This is a genomic window from Microbacterium allomyrinae, assembly GCF_020682705.1.
GTDB lineage: Bacteria > Actinomycetota > Actinomycetes > Actinomycetales > Microbacteriaceae > Microbacterium > Microbacterium allomyrinae.
In genome coordinates, this window is record NZ_JAGTTN010000001.1 from 114571 (window position 1) to 130428 (window position 15858).

The 15858-nt window shown below is 70.5% G+C and carries 17 protein-coding genes and 1 tRNA gene; 2 read left to right on the forward strand and 16 right to left on the reverse strand.

The genetic code is table 11. The features are described from left to right. The first annotated feature begins 3 nt into the window (after positions 1-3). Positions 4-900 (forward strand): hypothetical protein, encoded by an 897-nt coding sequence (locus KEC57_RS00625; protein ID WP_229382590.1) that lies wholly within the window; start codon positions 4-6, stop codon positions 898-900. Positions 901-915: 15 nt separating this feature from the next. Here KEC57_RS00625 and KEC57_RS00630 read toward each other — a convergent pair whose 3' ends face one another. From KEC57_RS00630 to KEC57_RS00695, 14 genes are all read right to left on the reverse strand, one after another. Further along, positions 916-1569 (reverse strand): DNA glycosylase AlkZ-like family protein, encoded by a 654-nt coding sequence (locus KEC57_RS00630; protein WP_267492021.1) that lies wholly within the window; start codon positions 1567-1569, stop codon positions 916-918. A gap of 118 nt (positions 1570-1687) precedes the next feature. Continuing rightward, positions 1688-2254, reverse strand: coding sequence for a LemA family protein (locus tag KEC57_RS00635; RefSeq protein ID WP_229382591.1), 567 nt, complete (start codon positions 2252-2254; stop codon positions 1688-1690). 83 nt (positions 2255-2337) lie between these two features. Next, positions 2338-3651, reverse strand: coding sequence for a D-arabinono-1,4-lactone oxidase (locus KEC57_RS00640; RefSeq protein WP_229382592.1), 1314 nt, complete (start codon positions 3649-3651; stop codon positions 2338-2340). Further along, positions 3648-4895 carry an alanine racemase gene (locus KEC57_RS00645; protein ID WP_229382593.1) on the reverse strand — a complete coding sequence of 416 codons (1248 nt, stop codon included), beginning with the start codon at positions 4893-4895 and terminating at the stop codon, positions 3648-3650. Before KEC57_RS00645 ends, KEC57_RS00640 begins: the two co-directional genes overlap by 4 nt. Positions 4896-5050: 155 nt before the next feature. Then, positions 5051-5124, reverse strand: a tRNA-Leu gene (locus KEC57_RS00650). Positions 5125-5250: 126 nt separating this feature from the next. Beyond that, entirely contained in the window at positions 5251-6654 is a 1404-nt protein-coding gene (locus tag KEC57_RS00655; RefSeq protein WP_229383648.1) for an NAD(P)/FAD-dependent oxidoreductase, read from the reverse strand. Between the two features lie 34 nt (positions 6655-6688). After that, positions 6689-7990: a S8 family serine peptidase gene (locus KEC57_RS00660; protein WP_229382594.1), complete on the reverse strand. Its 1302-nt coding sequence runs from the start codon at positions 7988-7990 to the stop codon at positions 6689-6691. Continuing rightward, positions 7987-8541, reverse strand: a complete 555-nt coding sequence (locus KEC57_RS00665; RefSeq protein WP_229382595.1) for a DUF501 domain-containing protein — start codon at positions 8539-8541, stop codon at positions 7987-7989. The genes KEC57_RS00660 and KEC57_RS00665 overlap by 4 nt, the downstream gene beginning before the upstream one ends. Positions 8542-8650: 109 nt before the next feature. Continuing rightward, positions 8651-9175, reverse strand: a complete 525-nt coding sequence (locus tag KEC57_RS00670; protein ID WP_229382596.1) for an FtsB family cell division protein — start codon at positions 9173-9175, stop codon at positions 8651-8653. Between the two features lie 31 nt (positions 9176-9206). Continuing rightward, entirely contained in the window at positions 9207-10487 is a 1281-nt protein-coding gene (gene eno / locus KEC57_RS00675; protein WP_229382597.1) for a phosphopyruvate hydratase, read from the reverse strand. A 126-nt stretch (positions 10488-10613) separates the two neighbouring features. Continuing rightward, entirely contained in the window at positions 10614-11318 is a 705-nt protein-coding gene (locus KEC57_RS00680) for an O-methyltransferase (RefSeq protein WP_229382598.1), read from the reverse strand. A 32-nt stretch (positions 11319-11350) separates the two neighbouring features. Continuing rightward, entirely contained in the window at positions 11351-12370 is a 1020-nt protein-coding gene (locus KEC57_RS00685; protein ID WP_229382599.1) for a DUF1648 domain-containing protein, read from the reverse strand. Then, on the reverse strand, positions 12360-12716 hold the full coding sequence (locus tag KEC57_RS00690) for a GntR family transcriptional regulator (RefSeq protein ID WP_229382600.1): 357 nt from the start codon (positions 12714-12716) through the stop codon (positions 12360-12362). The genes KEC57_RS00685 and KEC57_RS00690 overlap by 11 nt, the downstream gene beginning before the upstream one ends. A 186-nt stretch (positions 12717-12902) precedes the next feature. After that, a complete protein-coding gene (locus KEC57_RS00695) occupies positions 12903-13742 on the reverse strand; it encodes a helix-turn-helix domain-containing protein (RefSeq protein WP_229382601.1) in 840 nt (279 codons plus the stop codon). A gap of 89 nt (positions 13743-13831) precedes the next feature. Between KEC57_RS00695 and KEC57_RS00700 the strand changes: the two genes are divergently transcribed. Next, positions 13832-14341: a VOC family protein gene (locus KEC57_RS00700; protein WP_229382602.1), complete on the forward strand. Its 510-nt coding sequence runs from the start codon at positions 13832-13834 to the stop codon at positions 14339-14341. On the opposite strand, the gene KEC57_RS00705 is transcribed toward KEC57_RS00700, so the two are convergent. Both KEC57_RS00705 and KEC57_RS00710 read right to left on the reverse strand, forming a co-directional pair. After that, on the reverse strand, positions 14328-15179 hold the full coding sequence (locus KEC57_RS00705) for an SGNH/GDSL hydrolase family protein (RefSeq protein ID WP_229382603.1): 852 nt from the start codon (positions 15177-15179) through the stop codon (positions 14328-14330). The two genes, KEC57_RS00700 and KEC57_RS00705, sit on opposite strands and share 14 nt — an antisense overlap. 204 nt (positions 15180-15383) lie before the next feature. After that, a complete protein-coding gene (locus tag KEC57_RS00710; RefSeq protein WP_229382604.1) occupies positions 15384-15833 on the reverse strand; it encodes a YdeI/OmpD-associated family protein in 450 nt (149 codons plus the stop codon). Between the last annotated feature and the right edge of the window lie 25 nt (positions 15834-15858).

The following is a 15858-nucleotide window of genomic DNA, read 5'->3' on the forward strand; positions in this document are numbered from 1 at the left end:
GAGGTGAAGCGCGCAGCCGTCGTCGGAGTCGTCGTCGGTTCCATCGTGGTGACGGCTGGTGCCGCCGCCGCGATCTGGTCTCTGACCCGACCGCCGTCGATCCACACCGCCGCCGAGACGTACCTCAACGCCCTTTCGACCGGTGATTTCGATGCCATCGAGCCGATGCTCCCCGAAGGGACCACCCAGGTCGGCACGCTCGAGGCGGCATTCGCTGGCGCGAGCGCGCGCATCGCCGATATCTCGTTCGAGACGCGCGCCGACGGCTCGGTGACAGCGGACGCCACCCTCGCCGGCGAGCACGCGACCATCGGTTTCGCGCTGACGCAGCACGACGGGCGCTGGGTGCTCGGCAGCGACGCGCTCGCGCATCTCGAAGTCTCCACGACCATGGGCGACTCGGTGCGGATCGGCGGCGCACTCGTGCCTGCCGGAATCGTTCGGCTGCTTCCGGCGGAGTACCCGGTCTCCGCCGCACCGGCCGGAATCGTCCGGGGCGAGGCGACGGCAGCGGTCACGGGCGAGAGTTCCGCGGCTGTCGCGCTCGAGGCATCCCTCTCCTCCGGTGCGACCGCACTCGCACAGGAGCAGATAGAGGCCTACGCCGGCGTCTGCGCAGAGCCGGCCACGACCGTGCCCGACCACTGCGGGATCGTCGTACCGTGGGCGGCCGACCTCTCGGCCCTCGACGCGGTCGCGTTCCGCATCGACCGACTGCCGTCCGTGATGATCGCCGCGGACGGAGCGACGTTCGACGCGACCGGAGGAGTGCTCATCGCCACCGCTCGCGGAACCGCCCTCGACGGCACTGCCGCCTCGTTCACCTACCGAGCCGAAGACTGGTCCCTGCGCGGGAGCATCCGATTCGACGGCGACGAGATGGTGCTCGCCGTCCGCTGACCGCCGTTCTTCTGCTCACGCGGCTGCCCCACCCTGCACGTCGAGCCCGAGCCAGGTCGCGAGCTCGCTGATCTCACGAGCCACCGCGTCGCCGGTCTGGGGTGTGAAGGGCTCGTCCTCGTGCACGGCGTGCACGCGAAGCACCCCCGCCCGACGGTCGGCCTTGGCGTCGAGCTTGCCGACGAACCGGTCTCCGTGAAGGATCGGCAGCGCGAAGTAGCCCCAGCGGCGCTTCGCGGCCGGTTTGTATATCTCGAGCAGATACTCGAATCCGAACAGTTCCGCCAGTCGACGCCGATCCGACACGAGCCGGTCGAACGGCGAAAGCAGCGCGGTGCGCGGCGTGAACGCGTCGAGACTATCCAGCGCCGCCGGATCGACGCGCCAGCGCCCGTCGACGCCTTCCACCACCGCCTCCTCCCCCATCTCGCCCACGTCGATCGGCTCGAACGGCTGGGCGATTCCCCGGGCGCGCGCGAGCCCGAATGCGCTCAGGCGCCGCTCGGCGCGCTCGCGTGCGGCATCTTCGGGCGACATCTCCGGCAGGTCGCGCGGGTAAACCCGCTCCGCATCGATCGTCTCGACGATGCCTGCCGGGCGTTCGGCCGTCAGCAACTGAGCGCGCACCGCGATGCGTCGCGCCTGCTCACGCGTCAGCCGATGGAGCATGCCCCGACGCTACCGCCGGGAGCGGACAGCGGTGGAGGGGTTCGACCCGCTCGTTCCTCGCTACACGTCCCCGACTCGCACCGCGTCAAACGCTCGTGCCTCGCATCGAACGGGAGACTCAGAACTGCACTCTCGGCGGCTCGGAGATCGCCGCACCGTCGATGACCTCGAAGAACTCCCGCTCGTGGAAGCCCAGGTTGCGGGCGAACATATTGTTCGGGAACACCTTGATCTTGGTGTTGAGCTCGCGCACTCCGCCGTTGTAGAAGCGGCGCGACGCCTGGATCTTGTCTTCGGTGTCGACGATCGATTGCTGGAGCTGCAGGAAGTTCTGGCTCGCCTGCAGCTGAGGGTAGGCCTCGGCGACGGCGAACAGCGACTTCAGCGCCTGCTGCAGATGCCCCTCGGCGATACCCGCCTCGGCTGGTCCGCCGGCGGACAGAGTCTCGGCACGGGCCCGGGTCACATTCTCGAACACGGCCTTCTCATGCGCCGCGTAGCCCTTCACGGCCTCGATGAGATTCGGCAGCAGATCGGCACGTCTCTTGAGCTGGACTGTGATGTCACTCCACGCCTCATCCACCCGCACGTTCAACTGCACGAGCGAGTTGTACGTCGCCCAGAGATAGATGCCCGCGATGACGACGAGCGCCACCACGATGATGACAGCGATCAGCCACTCCATAGCCGAGACTCCGTTCCAGGTGTGCCCTCATCCTAGCCACGAGCACACCGCACGCAGGAGCCGGAGCGGGCTACTCCCAGCCGTTACCCACCGAGGACGCGTTCGAGGTACGGGTTCTGGAACAGCCGCTCCGGATCGAGGGTGTCGCGAAGGGCGACGAAGTCGTCGAAACGCGGATACCGTTCGCGAAGCGTCTCGGCCCCGAGCGTGTGCAGCTTGCCCCAGTGCGGGCGTCCGCCGTAACTGAGCATGATCTCTTCCACGGCGCCGAAGTACTCGGTCGGATCGTCGCGCCAGTAGCGGTGAACGGCGATGTAGCCGGTCGCGCGCCCGTGCGCCGTGGAGAGCCAGAGATCGTCGGCGGCGGCGAAGCGCACTTCTACCGGGAACGAGATCCGCCAGCCGCGATCGGAAACAAGCGCGCGCAACTGTGCGAACGCGGCCCGCACGTTCTCGGCCGGCAGAGCGTATTCCATCTCACGAAAGCGCACCGACCTGGCCGTCGCGAACACGCGGGCCGAGGCATCCGTGAATTCGCGATCGCCCCAGAGCCGCACCGCGGTGCGGTTGATGGCCGGAATCGCAGCCGGGACCGCCTTCGCCACGCTGCACGCGATCTGATGCAGTCCGGTGCCGACGACCGCATCGTCGACCCACTTGCCGATGGGTGAGAGCGGATGCCGCGGCGCATCGTCGGGAAGCCGGGTGTTGGTCTTCGTCATCGCGCGATCGGTGTGGGGGAACCAGTACAACTCGAAGTGATCCGCCGCCGCCACGCGCTCATCCAGCGCCACGAGCACCTCTTCGAGGCCCTCGGGCTGTTCGACGGCATGCAGCACGAACGCCGGGACGCACTGCAGTGTCACCTCTACGAGGATGCCGAGGGCTCCCAGGCCCAGCGCAACCGCCGGCAGCATCTCGGTGTTCTCGTGCTCGTCGATACGCAGGAGATCGCCGGATGCCATCACCAGCGTCGCGCCCACGACCTGCGTCGAGATACCTCCGAAGCGCGCCCCGGTGCCGTGGGTGCCGGTGGAGATCGCGCCCGCCACGGACTGCTGATCGATGTCGCCCAGATTCTCCATCGCGAGACCGTGCGGCGCGAGGAGCGCCGGGATCTGGTGCAGCCGCGTGCCGGCGAGGAGCGTGACGCGCGCCCGGTCCGCATCGACCGAGACGATCCCGGTGAGATCGCGCAGTTCGAGAAGCACACCGGGTGCGACCGCGATGCCGGTGAAACTGTGCCCCGCGCCGACCGCCTTCACGGGCATCCGCCGCGCCGCGGCCGCGCTCACTGCGCGCTGGACGGCTTCGATCGTGCGGGGGAACTCGATCCGCTGCGGCCGCACCGACTCGGAACGCGCCCAGTTCTGCCAGCTTCCGCCGGGACGCGTCACAGGAACGCCTTCCCCTCGCCGCGGTAGGTGTCGATCGTGCCCGCGAGGACTGCACCCTCGACCACGTGGTAGTGATCGACCCGCTCGGCGAGCTCACCGCTCTTGGCGTGACGGAACCAGACACGGTCGCCGACGTGGAGGTCGCGTGCGGCGTCTCCGCGCAGAGGCGTCTGCACCTCTCCGGCGCCCTCACGCGGTGCGGTGCGAAGCCCTCCCGGCCACACCGGAGCCGGCTGGCGCGATTCGACGGCGGGGCCCGAGGCGATCCACCCTCCGCCGAGGACGGTCGCCACATCGGGGAGCGGCTTGCGCACCACGTCGAGCGCGAACGCGGCCGCGGGCGCGGGATCGAATGCCCGGTAGCCGTCGAACAGGCGCCCCGCGAGCAGGCCGCTGCCGGCGGTGAGCTCGGTGACCGCGAGATCGGATGCCGTCAGCTCGAGCGAGCCGGTTCCTCCGCCGTTGACGAACTCCAACGGAGCGATGTCACGCAGAGCCGCGACGATGGCCGCGCGCCGGTCGAGCAGCTCGGCGGCGGAGCGGCGCTGCATCCACCGCACGACCACGTCGCCGGACCCGGTGGCATCGCCCTGGCCAGCGATCTGAGCCTCGTACATCATGAGACCCACGAGGCGGAAGCCGACGCGCGCGGCGATCGAGCGGGCGAGCGCCGCGACCTCGGCAGGATCGTGCACCGGCGAGCGGAGTACGCCGATATGCCCGAGTCCCGGAGCGCGCCACGATGCGTCGGCGTCGATCGCGACCCGGATCTCGGCGCGCGTGCCCGGGGCCGCGACCGCGTCGATCAGATCGAGCTGCGCAAGGTCGTCGACCATCAGGGTGATGCGGCTCGCCGCGGCTTCGTCGGCGGCCAGCGCGGCGATCGCCGCGCGGTCGGCGGTCGGATAGCCCAGCACGATGTCGTCGTTCGACGGCGCCCCTCCGCGACTCTCGGCGAGCCACAGCGCCTCGGGGAGGGTGAACGCGAGGATGCCCTGATAGCCCGGCAGCGCGAGGACGGCATCCAGCACCTCCCGCACGCGAACGGATTTGCTCGCCACACGGATCGGCACTCCGGCGGAGCGCACCACGAGATCGAGCGCGTTGTACCGCAGCGCTTCGAGGTTGAGCGCCGCGACCGGCCCGCTCACCCCCGCGAGGGCATGGGTCATCGCGCCCCAGTAGGACGCGGGGTCCTCCCAGGGCTTCGTCGCCGGGGCGGTGGACAGGAGATCAAGGCTCATACGGCCCGCTTCGGGTGCGCGCGCATGCCGTACAGCATATGTCCCGCGTGAGGGCCCGCCGTACGCGCCCGGACCCCGCGGTCGGTGCACCTGAGGCTTCGCGGGCTGCACTCATTCCCGCGTCGGCATAGTGCGCGCAGGAACGCGCGTGGGAGTACCCCCGGTGGGACTCGAACCCACACTCTGGCGATTTTAAGTCGCCTGCCTCTGCCGATTGGGCTACGGGGGCGCGAACCCCACGATAGCCGCCGACGTCAGTTGATCGCCGTGGCGCCGCCCGTGCCGCACACAGAACGGCCGGGAGCGACGATGCCGCTCCCGGCCGTTCAGACTCGTGCGAACGCACGGCGAGGCATCAGCTCGACGCAGCGACCTTCTCGGGTGCCTTCTTGCGCGGTGCCGCCGGCGCCTTGACAGGCTCGGCCTCGACCGGCTGCGGCGGACGCGGACGCGCGGCGAACTCTTCGAACACGTAGCGGGGGCTCTGCACGGTCGAGAGGTTCACCAGGTCGCGGCGGAGCCAGAAGTTGTTCCACCAGCCCCACAGCACGCGGAACTTGCGCTCCCACGACGGCATCGCAAGACCGTGGTAGCCGCGGTGGGCGAACCACGCGATCAGGCCCTTCAGCGCGATGTTTCCGGACTGGAACACGCCGTTGTACAGGCCCAGGCCCGCGACCGCGCCCATGTTCTTGTGGAAGTACTCACGCGGAAGCTCACCACGCAGGACCGCGACGAGGTTCTTCGCGAGAAGCTTCGCCTGCCGCACGGCGTGCTGCGCGTTGGGCACGCAGTAGCCGCCGACGCCACCGCCGGACAGGTCGGGCACCGCCGAGACGTCGCCGGCCGCCCAGGCGCCTTCGACGACCTCGTCCTCGCTGCCGACGCGCAGGTCGGCGCGGGTCCGGATGCGACCGCGCTCTTCGACGGGAAGGTCGCCGCCGCGCACGACCGTCGGGTTCGCCATGACGCCGGCGGTCCAGATGATGAGGTCGGTGGGGATGCTCTCGCCCGTCGACAGTTCGACGATGCCGTCGATCGCGCCGGTGAGCTGCGTGTCGAGGTGCACGTTGGCACCGCGCTTGGCGAGGTCCTTGAGGACCCACTCGCTCGTCTTGAGCGACACCTCGGGCATGATGCGCCCCATCGCCTCGATGAGGTGGAAGTGCGTGTCGTCGAACGTGAGCTGCGGGTAGCTCTTGACGAGCGATGAGGCGAGCGACCGGAGTTCGGCGAACACCTCGATGCCGGCGAAGCCGCCACCGACGACGACCACCGTGAGGAGGCGATCACGATCGGGTCCCGGGGGGAGCACCGACGCCTTGTCGAAGTTCGACATGAGGCGATCGCGGATCGCGACGGCCTCTTCGATCGTCTTGAGGCCGATGGCGTTGTCGGCGATCCCCGGGATGGGGAACGTGCGCGACACGGCGCCTGCCGTCACGACGATCTGGTCGTAGGCGAACTCGTACGGCTCACCGGCGATGGGCGTGATCGTCGCCACCTTGTTCGCGTGGTTGATGCCGGTGACCTTGGCGGCCACGACATTCGTGCGCTTGAGGTGGCGGCGGAGCGCGACCACCGAGTGGCGGGCCTCGATCGAACCGGCAGCGACCTCGGGAAGGAACGGCTGGTACGTCATGTAAGGCAGCGGATCGACGATCGTCACCTCCGCCTCGTTCTTGCGCAGATGCTTCTCGAGCTTCCAGGCCGTGTAGAAGCCTGCGTATCCGCCACCGACGATGAGGATCTTGGGCACGGTGTTGGTCACGGTTTGGAGTACTCCTCCTGTGTCAGCGGCTCGGCGCGCGGGACGCCAATCGGATGCGTCGGACAGCTGCGGTGACGCCGAGCGCCACCAGTATAGCTGTCGCGGTGACCATCGTGAGCGGCAGGGTCCCGTAGAGCAGGGTGTTGCGATCCGGCAGGAGGGGGGATGCCGCGCGCTCCGGCATCTCGGCGGACGGCAGCGGCGGCACCTCGGCCACCTGCTCCGGTTCAGGTGGCAGCGGCACGCTCTGCGCGCGGCGGTAGAGGCGCACCCATTCCTCGAGGCTGCCCATCGGGTTGGCGCTCACCGACGGCACGGTGGCCGAGACGGCGGCCGCGGCATCCACCAGTCCGTAGCCGTACAGCGGATCGGGGCGTTCCGTCGCCGCCGCCGCAGGCCGTGCGGTCTTGACGATGCGGTTGATGACGTCGTCGGCGTCGAGATCGGGATGCGCGGAGCGCACGAGAGCGGCGATGCCCGCGACGATGGGCGCGGCTCCGCTCGTGCCGTCCCACTGCACGAGGCGACCATCGGCCGAGACGCCGATCAGATCCTCGCTCGGCGCGGCGACGCCGATGGTGATGCCCTGCGTCGACGCGTTGACGCTCGCCTTCCCCTGCGGATCGACCCCTGCCACCGTGAGGACTCCGGGGATCGTGGCCGGGGCGCCCACCCGTGTCGTGCCGCTGCCGCGGTTTCCGGCGGCGACGACCACGACCACATCGTGGTCGAAGGCGTAGAGGAACGCGTCATCCCAGCTCTCGGGCCAGTCGGGCAGGTTCGTGGTGAGCGACATGTTGATCACATCGGCGCCGTTGTCGACCGACCAGCGGATGGCGTCGGCGATCTGGTCGGCGAAGGAACGCGTCGCCGAGGAGCCGAAGCCGACGGAGACCGACAGCAGCTCGGCCTCGGGTGCGACGCCGATCATGCCGGTGCCGGGTCCGGTCCCCCGCCCTGCGGCGAGCGAGGCCACCCAGCTGCCGTGGTCGGCATCGACGGCGCCCACCGGCGTGCGCCCGTCCGACGCGCCGACCCCCGACACGTCGGTGCCCCCGGCGACCGCGCCGTCGAACTCCACCGGGCCTTTGCCGATCCCGGTGTCGATGATCGCGATCGTCGTCCCCGCGCCGCGCGTCGTCTCCCAGGCCTTCTCGATGCCGTAGTCCGCCAGCCAGTACTCCGCGGCGCGGATGGGGTCTTCGTCGGCCGTATCGGATGCGAGCGCCGAAGCAGGCGCGGCGGCGACCAGTGTCAGCGCGACGGCCGCAGCAGCGACCACCGCCGGCAGACGCCGCCCGATCCGTCTGCGCCGGGCCGTCATCCGTCGGTTCCGGCCTCGGCCGCGCCCGGCCGGGCTCCGCCCGTCCCCGGCTGAGTGCACACGCAGCGCGTGGGCGACCACGTCGACATCGCGATGGCGCGATCGCCGATGGGGTTGACGCCCGGACCCGCCGCCAGGGCATGACCCGCGAGCGCGTGCAGGCACTTCACGCGCGTGGGCATTCCCCCGGCCGAGATGCCCTCGATCTCGTCGACCTCGCCGTAGACGGCGCGGTCGCGCAGGAACGCCTCGTGCGCCCGGGCGTAGCCAGCGGCCAGCTCTTCGTCCTCGGCGAGCTCGTCGTTCATGCCCCGCATGACGTGATCCGCCTCGAGCACCGACATCGCGGCGGTCGCGGCCGGGTGGGTGAGGTAGTAGAACGTGGGGAACGGCGTGCCGTCGGGCAACCGCGGCGTGGTCGCGACGACGGTGGGGTTTCCGCACACGCAACGCGCGGCGATCCCGACGACGCCGCGGGCGGGGCGCCCGAGCTGCTCGCGCAGGACGGCCAGGTCGGCGTCGCTGACAGGGGGGAATGGCGGGGTCGTCACGGGATTCTCCTAGGTCGAGTGCCAGGGTACCGGCCACGCCTGGGACGCTGCTGGAGAGAGCCGGGCACGTGCGGGCCCCGCAGAACGGATGCTGCTCCCCGCCGCCGGCTCAAGGAGCCGGCGTGGCAGTGGGCTCAGGGTCGGGCACACCCACCGTCACGGGCGCGACGGTGCGGGCGAGCCCCGCCTCGGTGACCGAACGGACCAGCTGGGCCATCCAATCCGTGCGCGTCTGCTCGACGTCCTCGCTCACCGGCTCGCGCTCCTGCGGTGCGAGCTCGGGCGGCAGATCGTCGTCCACGAGGTAGACGACCTCGCCGGGCTTGACGTAATAGAGCCGTTCGCGCGCCTGCGTCGTGATGTAGGCCGGATCGCTCCAGCGGTCGCGCTGGGACTCCAGCTCGGCGACCTCGTCGCGGCTGACCTGCACTGCGGCCTCGATCGCCGCGATCTGCTGACGCTGATCGACGTACGTGCCGATCGTGGGAACGAGCACGAACGCCGCCAGCACCACGAGGCCGAGCATGATGACCATGAAGCCGGACAGACGGATGCCGCCCAGCCATTCACGCACGTCGATCGGGCGCCGCGGCGGACGGGAGGAACGAGGAGAGGGAGCCGTCTTCTTCGCCACGGCTCCCCCTCTCGTCTCTGCGTCGTGCGCGTCAGGCCTTGAAGCGCGGGAAGGCCGCACGGCCGATGAACGTCGCCGCGTCGCCCAGCTCTTCCTCGATGCGCAGAAGCTGATTGTATTTCGCCACGCGCTCGCTGCGAGCGGGCGCGCCGCTCTTGATCTGACCCGCTCCGGTCGCGACAGCGAGGTCGGCGATGGTGGTGTCTTCGGTCTCTCCCGAGCGGTGCGAGAGCATCGCCGTGTAGCCCGCTCGGTGCGCCATGTCGACCGCATCCAGCGTCTCGGACAGCGTGCCGATCTGGTTCACCTTGACCAGCAGCGAGTTCGCGACTCCGCGGGCGATGCCGTCCGCGAGGCGCGTCGGGTTCGTGACGAACAGGTCGTCGCCGACGAGCTGGATCTTCTTGCCGAGCTTCTCGGTGAGGTGCTTCCAGGCATCCCAGTCGTCCTCGGCGAGGGCGTCCTCGATCGTGACGATCGGGTAGGCGTCCACCAGATCGACGTAGTAGTCGGTGAGCTGCTCGGCCGTCCAGTTCTTGCCCTCGAAGACGTACGCGCCGTCTTTGAAGAACTCGGTGGCGGCGACATCCATGCCCAGTGCGATCTCGGTGCCCGGCGTGAAGCCGGCCTTCTCGATCGCCTTGATGAGGAAGTCGAGTCCCTCGCGGTTGCTCTTGAGGTCGGGGGCGAACCCGCCCTCGTCGCCGAGGCCCGTGGCGTAGCCTGCGCTCAGCAGCTCGCCCTTGAGGACGTGGTAGACCTCGGTGCCCCAGCGCAGCGACTCGGCGAACGTCTCGGCTCCGATGGGCGCGAGGAAGAACTCCTGCATGTCGATGCCGTTGTCGGCGTGCGAGCCGCCGTTGATGACGTTGAAGAGCGGGACGGGCAGCACGTGCGCGTTGGGTCCGCCCAGGTAGCGGAACAGCGGAAGGTCGGCAGAATCCGCCGCAGCCTTGGCGACGGCGAGCGAGACGCCGAGGATGGCGTTCGCGCCGACGCGCGACTTGTTGTCGGTGCCGTCGGTCTCGATGAGGATCTCGTCGATGATGCGCTGCTCGCTCGCCTCGACGCCCTCGATTGCCGGGCCGAGCTCGTCGATGACAGCGGCGACGGCCTTCAGGACGCCCTTTCCGCCGTAGCGGCTCTTGTCGCCGTCACGCAGCTCGTATGCCTCGAATGCGCCGGTCGACGCGCCGGAGGGGACGGCCGCGCGCTGGACGATTCCGTCGTCGAGCAGCACCTCCACCTCTACGGTCGGGTTTCCGCGCGAGTCGAGGATCTCGCGCGCGCCTACAGCCTCGATCAGTGCCACAGGGTGACTCCTTGCTTGTGGAGGGTGGTTCGTCGGAGCGTCGTCGGTCCGCCCCTACCCTATCGATGGGAGCGACCCTTTATCGACGCGATGGCCCGTCTGGACGAGGCGTCGCGGCATCCGTCGTCACACGACGATCGCGATCGCGATGCCGTCGTAGCCCTTCGCATCGAGGGTCTGCAGGGCTGTCGCATCGAATCGGGGATCCCGCCCGAGCATCTCGAGACCGCGCTGGACGCCGATGATCTGCGGGTTCTCGGTCGCCGGGTTGGCGACCTCGCCGCCGCGGACCGTGTTGTCGACGACCACCACCGTCCCCGGCCTGCCGAGCCTCGCCGCCCAGTCGAGGTAGATCGTGTTGGACTCCTTGTCGGCGTCGATGAAGACGAGGTCGAACGGTGCCGCACTGCCGTCGAGGATCGGACCGGCGAGCGTGGGCAGCACGTCGGCGCCGCGGCCCAGCATGATCTCCACCCGCCCTCCGACCCCGGCGCGCTCGAGGTTCGCCCGCGCGATGTCGGCGGTCCGCGGCTCCGCCTCGATCGTGACCACCCGGCCGTCGTCGGGCAGACCCCTCGCGAGCCAGATCGTCGAGTACGCGCCGAGGGTGCCGATCTCGAGCACGCGGCGGGCGCCGGAGATCCGCGCGAGGAGGTGCAGAAGTTTGCCGTTCACCGGCGCCACCTCGATGGCGGGAAGCCCCGCCGCGTTCTGGTCGACCACGGCGCGCTCGAGTCCGGGATCGTGACCGACGAGCGTCTCGGTGAGGTATGCGTCGACGCGCTCCCACGTCGCAGGAGTGGGCAGGGTATCGGGGATGGGCTCGGCCATGGCGTCCAGCCAATCGCCCGGCCCGCCGGGCGTCAAGGCCTCGAGGGATCGCGGGCGACGAGCGCCTCGAGCAGTGCCGCACCCGTCAGCGCGTCGTCCACGGTGACCACGAACCGCTTGCCGTCGATCCGGGTCACCTCCAGCGCCTCGCCCGTGCGCAGGATCACCCCGAAGCGGCGGCCCGTGCTCAGACGCAGCCCCCAGCCGCCGAACTCGCCCATCGGGTTCACGTCCACGCGCGCGGCCGAGGCGACATCGTCGAGCGGCACACGCAACCGCGGGATACCGAGGGCGGAGTCGACGTGCAGGCCCGAGTCGTCCACGCGCACGTGGAACGCGACGGTGGTCGCGGCGAAGCCCAGGAGCACGACGGCGACCCCGGTGAGCAGCCACGCGACGGCGGCATCCGCGCCCGTCACCCAGGCGACCACGGCTCCCGCCGCGACCGAGAGGACGGCGAGCGCGATCGCCAGAGCGGCACCGGGAGTCATCGTGGCGGTGCGGATCCACAGGGCACGCTCGCGCTCTCCGAGGGGGAGCGCCGCCGCCGCCGGCGCGGCAGCGCCCGACGGCGACTCCTCGCGCGGCTGGGCGAACCACGCGGCGACGCCGACGAGGATGCCCGCCGCGAACGACGCGATGAGGCTCCCCCACACGGTCGGCGCATCCACCGGGGTAGCGAGGCCCGCCTGCATCGCGAACGTCCAGGTGAACGCGACGGTGACGAGTGCCGACGTGCCGGCGGCGACCGCGCCCATGAGGCCGTAGGTGGGGCCCCGGTCGCCGCGGCGAAGGCCCGGCAGCGTCATCAGGGCGATGAGGGCCGGGATCCCGAGTCCGAATGCGATCGTCGCGAGCGGCTGCGTCCACGCCGGTGCGAACCCGTTCGCCTCACCGGCGGCGTTCCAGTGGACGGCGATCGTCGCCGGCACCTGGGGCATCAGAACGAGCTGGATCGCCACACCGACCGCGACGAACACGGCCGGCGCCCACAGGGCGACGAGGGTGAACCTTCGGCGGGCGAGGTCGGGGCGGGTGTTGTCAGTGGTCACGGGCGATCTCCTTGACGAGGGCGGCGAGCGCGTCGGGGTGCAGCCCCGTCGCGCGCGCTCGGGCGACGAGGTCCTGGATGTCGTGGTGCAGGGCGGCGAGCGCCGATGCCTGTTCGGTGACGACGGCTCCCCGGCCGCGACGCAGCTCGACGAGGCCCTCGTCGCGCAGGTCCTGGTAGGCGTGCAGCACGGTGTGGACGTTGATCCCGAGCGCTCCGGCGATATCGCGTGCGGCCGGCAGGCGGTCCCCCGCACGCACCCGGCCCGCGGCGGCGTCGGCGCGCACGGAGTCGGCGACCTGCGCGAACAGCGGTGCGTCGCTCTCCGGATCGATTCTCACGAGCATGCATTAATTCTATTACAGCTAGAACAACTAAAACAAGCGAGCGCGCCGCCGACGGCGCCGAGGTGCTCGAATGGTTCGAGACGACGATCCCGGATGCTTCGGACGACGTCGTCGCACGGGTGCGCCGCGAGGTCTACGTGCGAGAGAAGAACCGGGTGACGCTGGGCGCAGGCTGAACGGTGGCGCTCAGACGCCCGACCGGTACTCCGACGCGGTGAGCCCGAGCACCGTGCGGAAGTCGTTCGCGAGGTGCGCCTGATCGGCGTAGCCGAGCTCCGCGGCGATCGCGGCCAGCGAGGCATCCGGATCGTCCCGCACCCGCTGCGCGGCCTCCTGCAGCCGGCGCCGGCGGATCATGGCCGCGGGCGACAGCCCTACCGAGCGGTGCGCGAGGCGCTGCAGCGTACGCACCGAGACGCGCAGGCGCTCGGCAGCGTCCTCGACGCGCAGGATGCCGGCATCCGTCATCAGCAGGTCGGCCATCGCGTTCGCGAGCCGTCCCTCGTGCGTCGGCCCGCCGACCCGCTCCACGAGCCAGGCGGATGCCGCGGCCACCGCGGCATCTACATCGGGCATCGCCTCGCTGACCGCCGCGCGCAGAGTTTCCGCGGTCGACTCGCCCGACTCCGGCGCGCCCGTCTCCGGTCCGCCCAGCGTGACCCATCCGTCGACGAGATCGCCCGGCGAGTCCGCGAGACGCGCGAACGCGGCGGGCCGCAGCAGCGCTCCCACTGCCCACCCGCTCCCCCGCAGCACACGCTCCGACGCGCGAGTGGTCGCACCCCACAGCGTGACTCCGCTCGTCACGGTGGGCGTCTCGCCGTCGGCGGCGGCGAGATCGACCTCCACGGCCAGGTTCGCGGCCGGGTACCCGAGGATCGGCTGGCGCGACTCGACGCCGGTCGGCAGATCCCACTGCGGAATCCAGAACCACGAGACGAGCTCTGCGGCGGACTCCCGCGGCGGGAGCCGCGTGAAGGTGGGCAGGCGATCCGGGTAGAGCACGCCGCGCGTGGGGTCGGTCACGTGAGCCAGGCTAACCGGCGCCGACGACAGGCTCAGGGGTGTCGCGAATCTCCAATCCCGCGGCATCCGACTCGCGCCACGCTGGTCTCATGACCACGAACAAGACAGCGCCCGGTGCGACCGGTGCGCACACGACAGACGGACGCCCCCACACGGCGACCTCCCTCACGCCTTTCCTCGCGATTGTCGGGGCGCGGGCGGCGCTCGACTTCTATCGCGACGTCTTCGGCGCACGTGTCACCGACGTGACCGAGTTCGACGGGCTCGTCGTGCATGCGGGTCTGGACTTCGGTGCCGGACTGCTCCAGATCGGCGAGCCGAGCCCCGCCTACGGCCTCGTGCCTGCACCCGAAGGCGAGAGCGACTGCTACTCGCTCGGGATCTACGTCCCCGATGTGGATGCCGTGACCGCCCGTGCGGTCGCGGCCGGCGCGACCGTGCGCGAAGAGCCGTCGACCTTCGTCTCGGGCGACCGGTTCGCGAGCGTGCGAGACCCCTTCGGCGTCCGCTGGTCGATCATGACCCGCGTCGAGGATCTCTCGGAGGAGGAGAGCGCAGCGCGCGTCGCCGAGTGGGCGGCCTCGATCAGCGCGGGGTGACTCCGGAGGGCTCTGTCCCCTGGCCGGTGGCGAGCCTCTCGCCGGCAAGCGTCTCGAGCACGGCAGGCAGCAGCGCCTCGGCGGTTCGGCGATACCCGAGTGCGCTCGGGTGGAACCGGTCGAGACTGAACATCTCGTCGGGCTGGGTCACGAAGAACGGTCCCACCGCGCGGCGCAGCGACACCGCTCTCGCAACGAGGCGCATCGCCGCCTCGGCCTGCGCGTCGGCCAGCTGGCGGGACAGCCGCGAGCCGAGTGCGCGTAGGGGTTGAGGCACGGGCCGGAGCGCTCCGAGGTCAGGACACGTGCCGACGACCACTCCCGCTCCGCGCGCCTGCAGACGCTCGATCGCCTCCTCGAGGTGTCCGATCGACACCGCGACCGGCACGCGATGCGTGATGTCGTTGCCGCCGACGATCACCACCGCGACATCAGGCCGATACCCGTCGGGCAGGCCGTCGAGTTGTGCGGCGAGCATCGAGGACTCCGCCCCGACGATCGCGGCCGTCCGCAGCCGTACGGGGCGACCGGTCCGCTTCGCGAGACTCTTGGCGAGCCGAGCGCCCAGCGTGTCCTTGCGGCGCTCGGCGCCGAGCCCCGCCGCGATCGAGTCGCCCAGCATGACGAGTTCGATCGGCACTCCCTCGTGGCGGCGGCGCCAGAGCCGGTCGGCATCCAGAGCGTCCTCGCCCAGCGGCTTGCCGATGCGCCGCCGGGCGATGGCGGCCTGTCGGCGCAGCGTCGCTCGAGCGATGAGCACGGCCGCCCCGAGACCGACGGCTGAGCCGGCCGCACCGATCACGACCGAGCGGGGCAGGCGGTCGCGCTCACGGGGCATCGCACCATCCCACCCCTCCCGGATGAACGGATGCCGTCACTGCGGTGACGACTCGACGAACCGATGGCCCCGCACTCGCCCAGTGGTCCTCACGATGGGCGCCTGTTTCCTGCGAGAGCGCCACAGAACTGTGGCGCTCTCGCAGGAAAGTGGCGCCGTCGGCGTCGCAGTCGGCAGTTCCGGCGGCTCCGTCGCCGGTTCGGGTCAGTCGAGCGACGAGCGCAGGCCGTCCACAGTCGTGGCGATCCGTCGTATGCGCGTCTCGGGCCGCTTTGCTTCGACCACAGCCCTGGCGAGTTCCTTGCGCCGCGTGTACGTCAGCGCGTCGAACGCTGCACGAACGCGCGCATCCGCGTCGAGCGCCGACGCCAGGTCATCGGGCACCGTCACCTCGCGCTCCGCGGTATCGAGATCGATCGTCGCGTCGACCGCATCGCCGTACTCGACTCCGAGCTGCATCCGGGCGGCCTGGGACAGCCCGATGAGATTGCGTCCACCCATCACGGCGAGTCGCAGCCGCGCCGTGCGCTCTCCGATGCCGACCACGACGGCGGCGCGCCTGCCGCCTCCCAGTTCGTCGACCTGCGCGTCGGTCAACTCGATCGCCGTGGCTGGGCCCGACTGCGTGAGCACGGCATGGATGCGGAGGGTCATACGACGATCATCGCCGGGTTCCGCA

What these genes read in the sequence shown, in the direction of transcription:
- KEC57_RS00630 (WP_267492021.1), bottom strand. Translation starts at nt 1,569, where the DNA reads ATGCTCCATCGGCTGACGCGTGAGCAGGCGCGACGCATCGCGGTGCGC.
- KEC57_RS00635 (WP_229382591.1), bottom strand. Translation starts at nt 2,254, where the DNA reads ATGGAGTGGCTGATCGCTGTCATCATCGTGGTGGCGCTCGTCGTCATC.
- KEC57_RS00645 (WP_229382593.1), bottom strand. Translation starts at nt 4,895, where the DNA reads ATGAGCCTTGATCTCCTGTCCACCGCCCCGGCGACGAAGCCCTGGGAG.
- KEC57_RS00660 (WP_229382594.1), bottom strand. Translation starts at nt 7,990, where the DNA reads ATGACGGCCCGGCGCAGACGGATCGGGCGGCGTCTGCCGGCGGTGGTC.
- KEC57_RS00680 (WP_229382598.1), bottom strand. Translation starts at nt 11,318, where the DNA reads ATGGCCGAGCCCATCCCCGATACCCTGCCCACTCCTGCGACGTGGGAG.
- KEC57_RS00690 (WP_229382600.1), bottom strand. Translation starts at nt 12,716, where the DNA reads ATGCTCGTGAGAATCGATCCGGAGAGCGACGCACCGCTGTTCGCGCAG.
- KEC57_RS00700 (WP_229382602.1), top strand. Translation starts at nt 13,832, where the DNA reads ATGACCACGAACAAGACAGCGCCCGGTGCGACCGGTGCGCACACGACA.
- KEC57_RS00705 (WP_229382603.1), bottom strand. Translation starts at nt 15,179, where the DNA reads ATGCCCCGTGAGCGCGACCGCCTGCCCCGCTCGGTCGTGATCGGTGCG.
- KEC57_RS00710 (WP_229382604.1), bottom strand. Translation starts at nt 15,833, where the DNA reads ATGACCCTCCGCATCCATGCCGTGCTCACGCAGTCGGGCCCAGCCACG.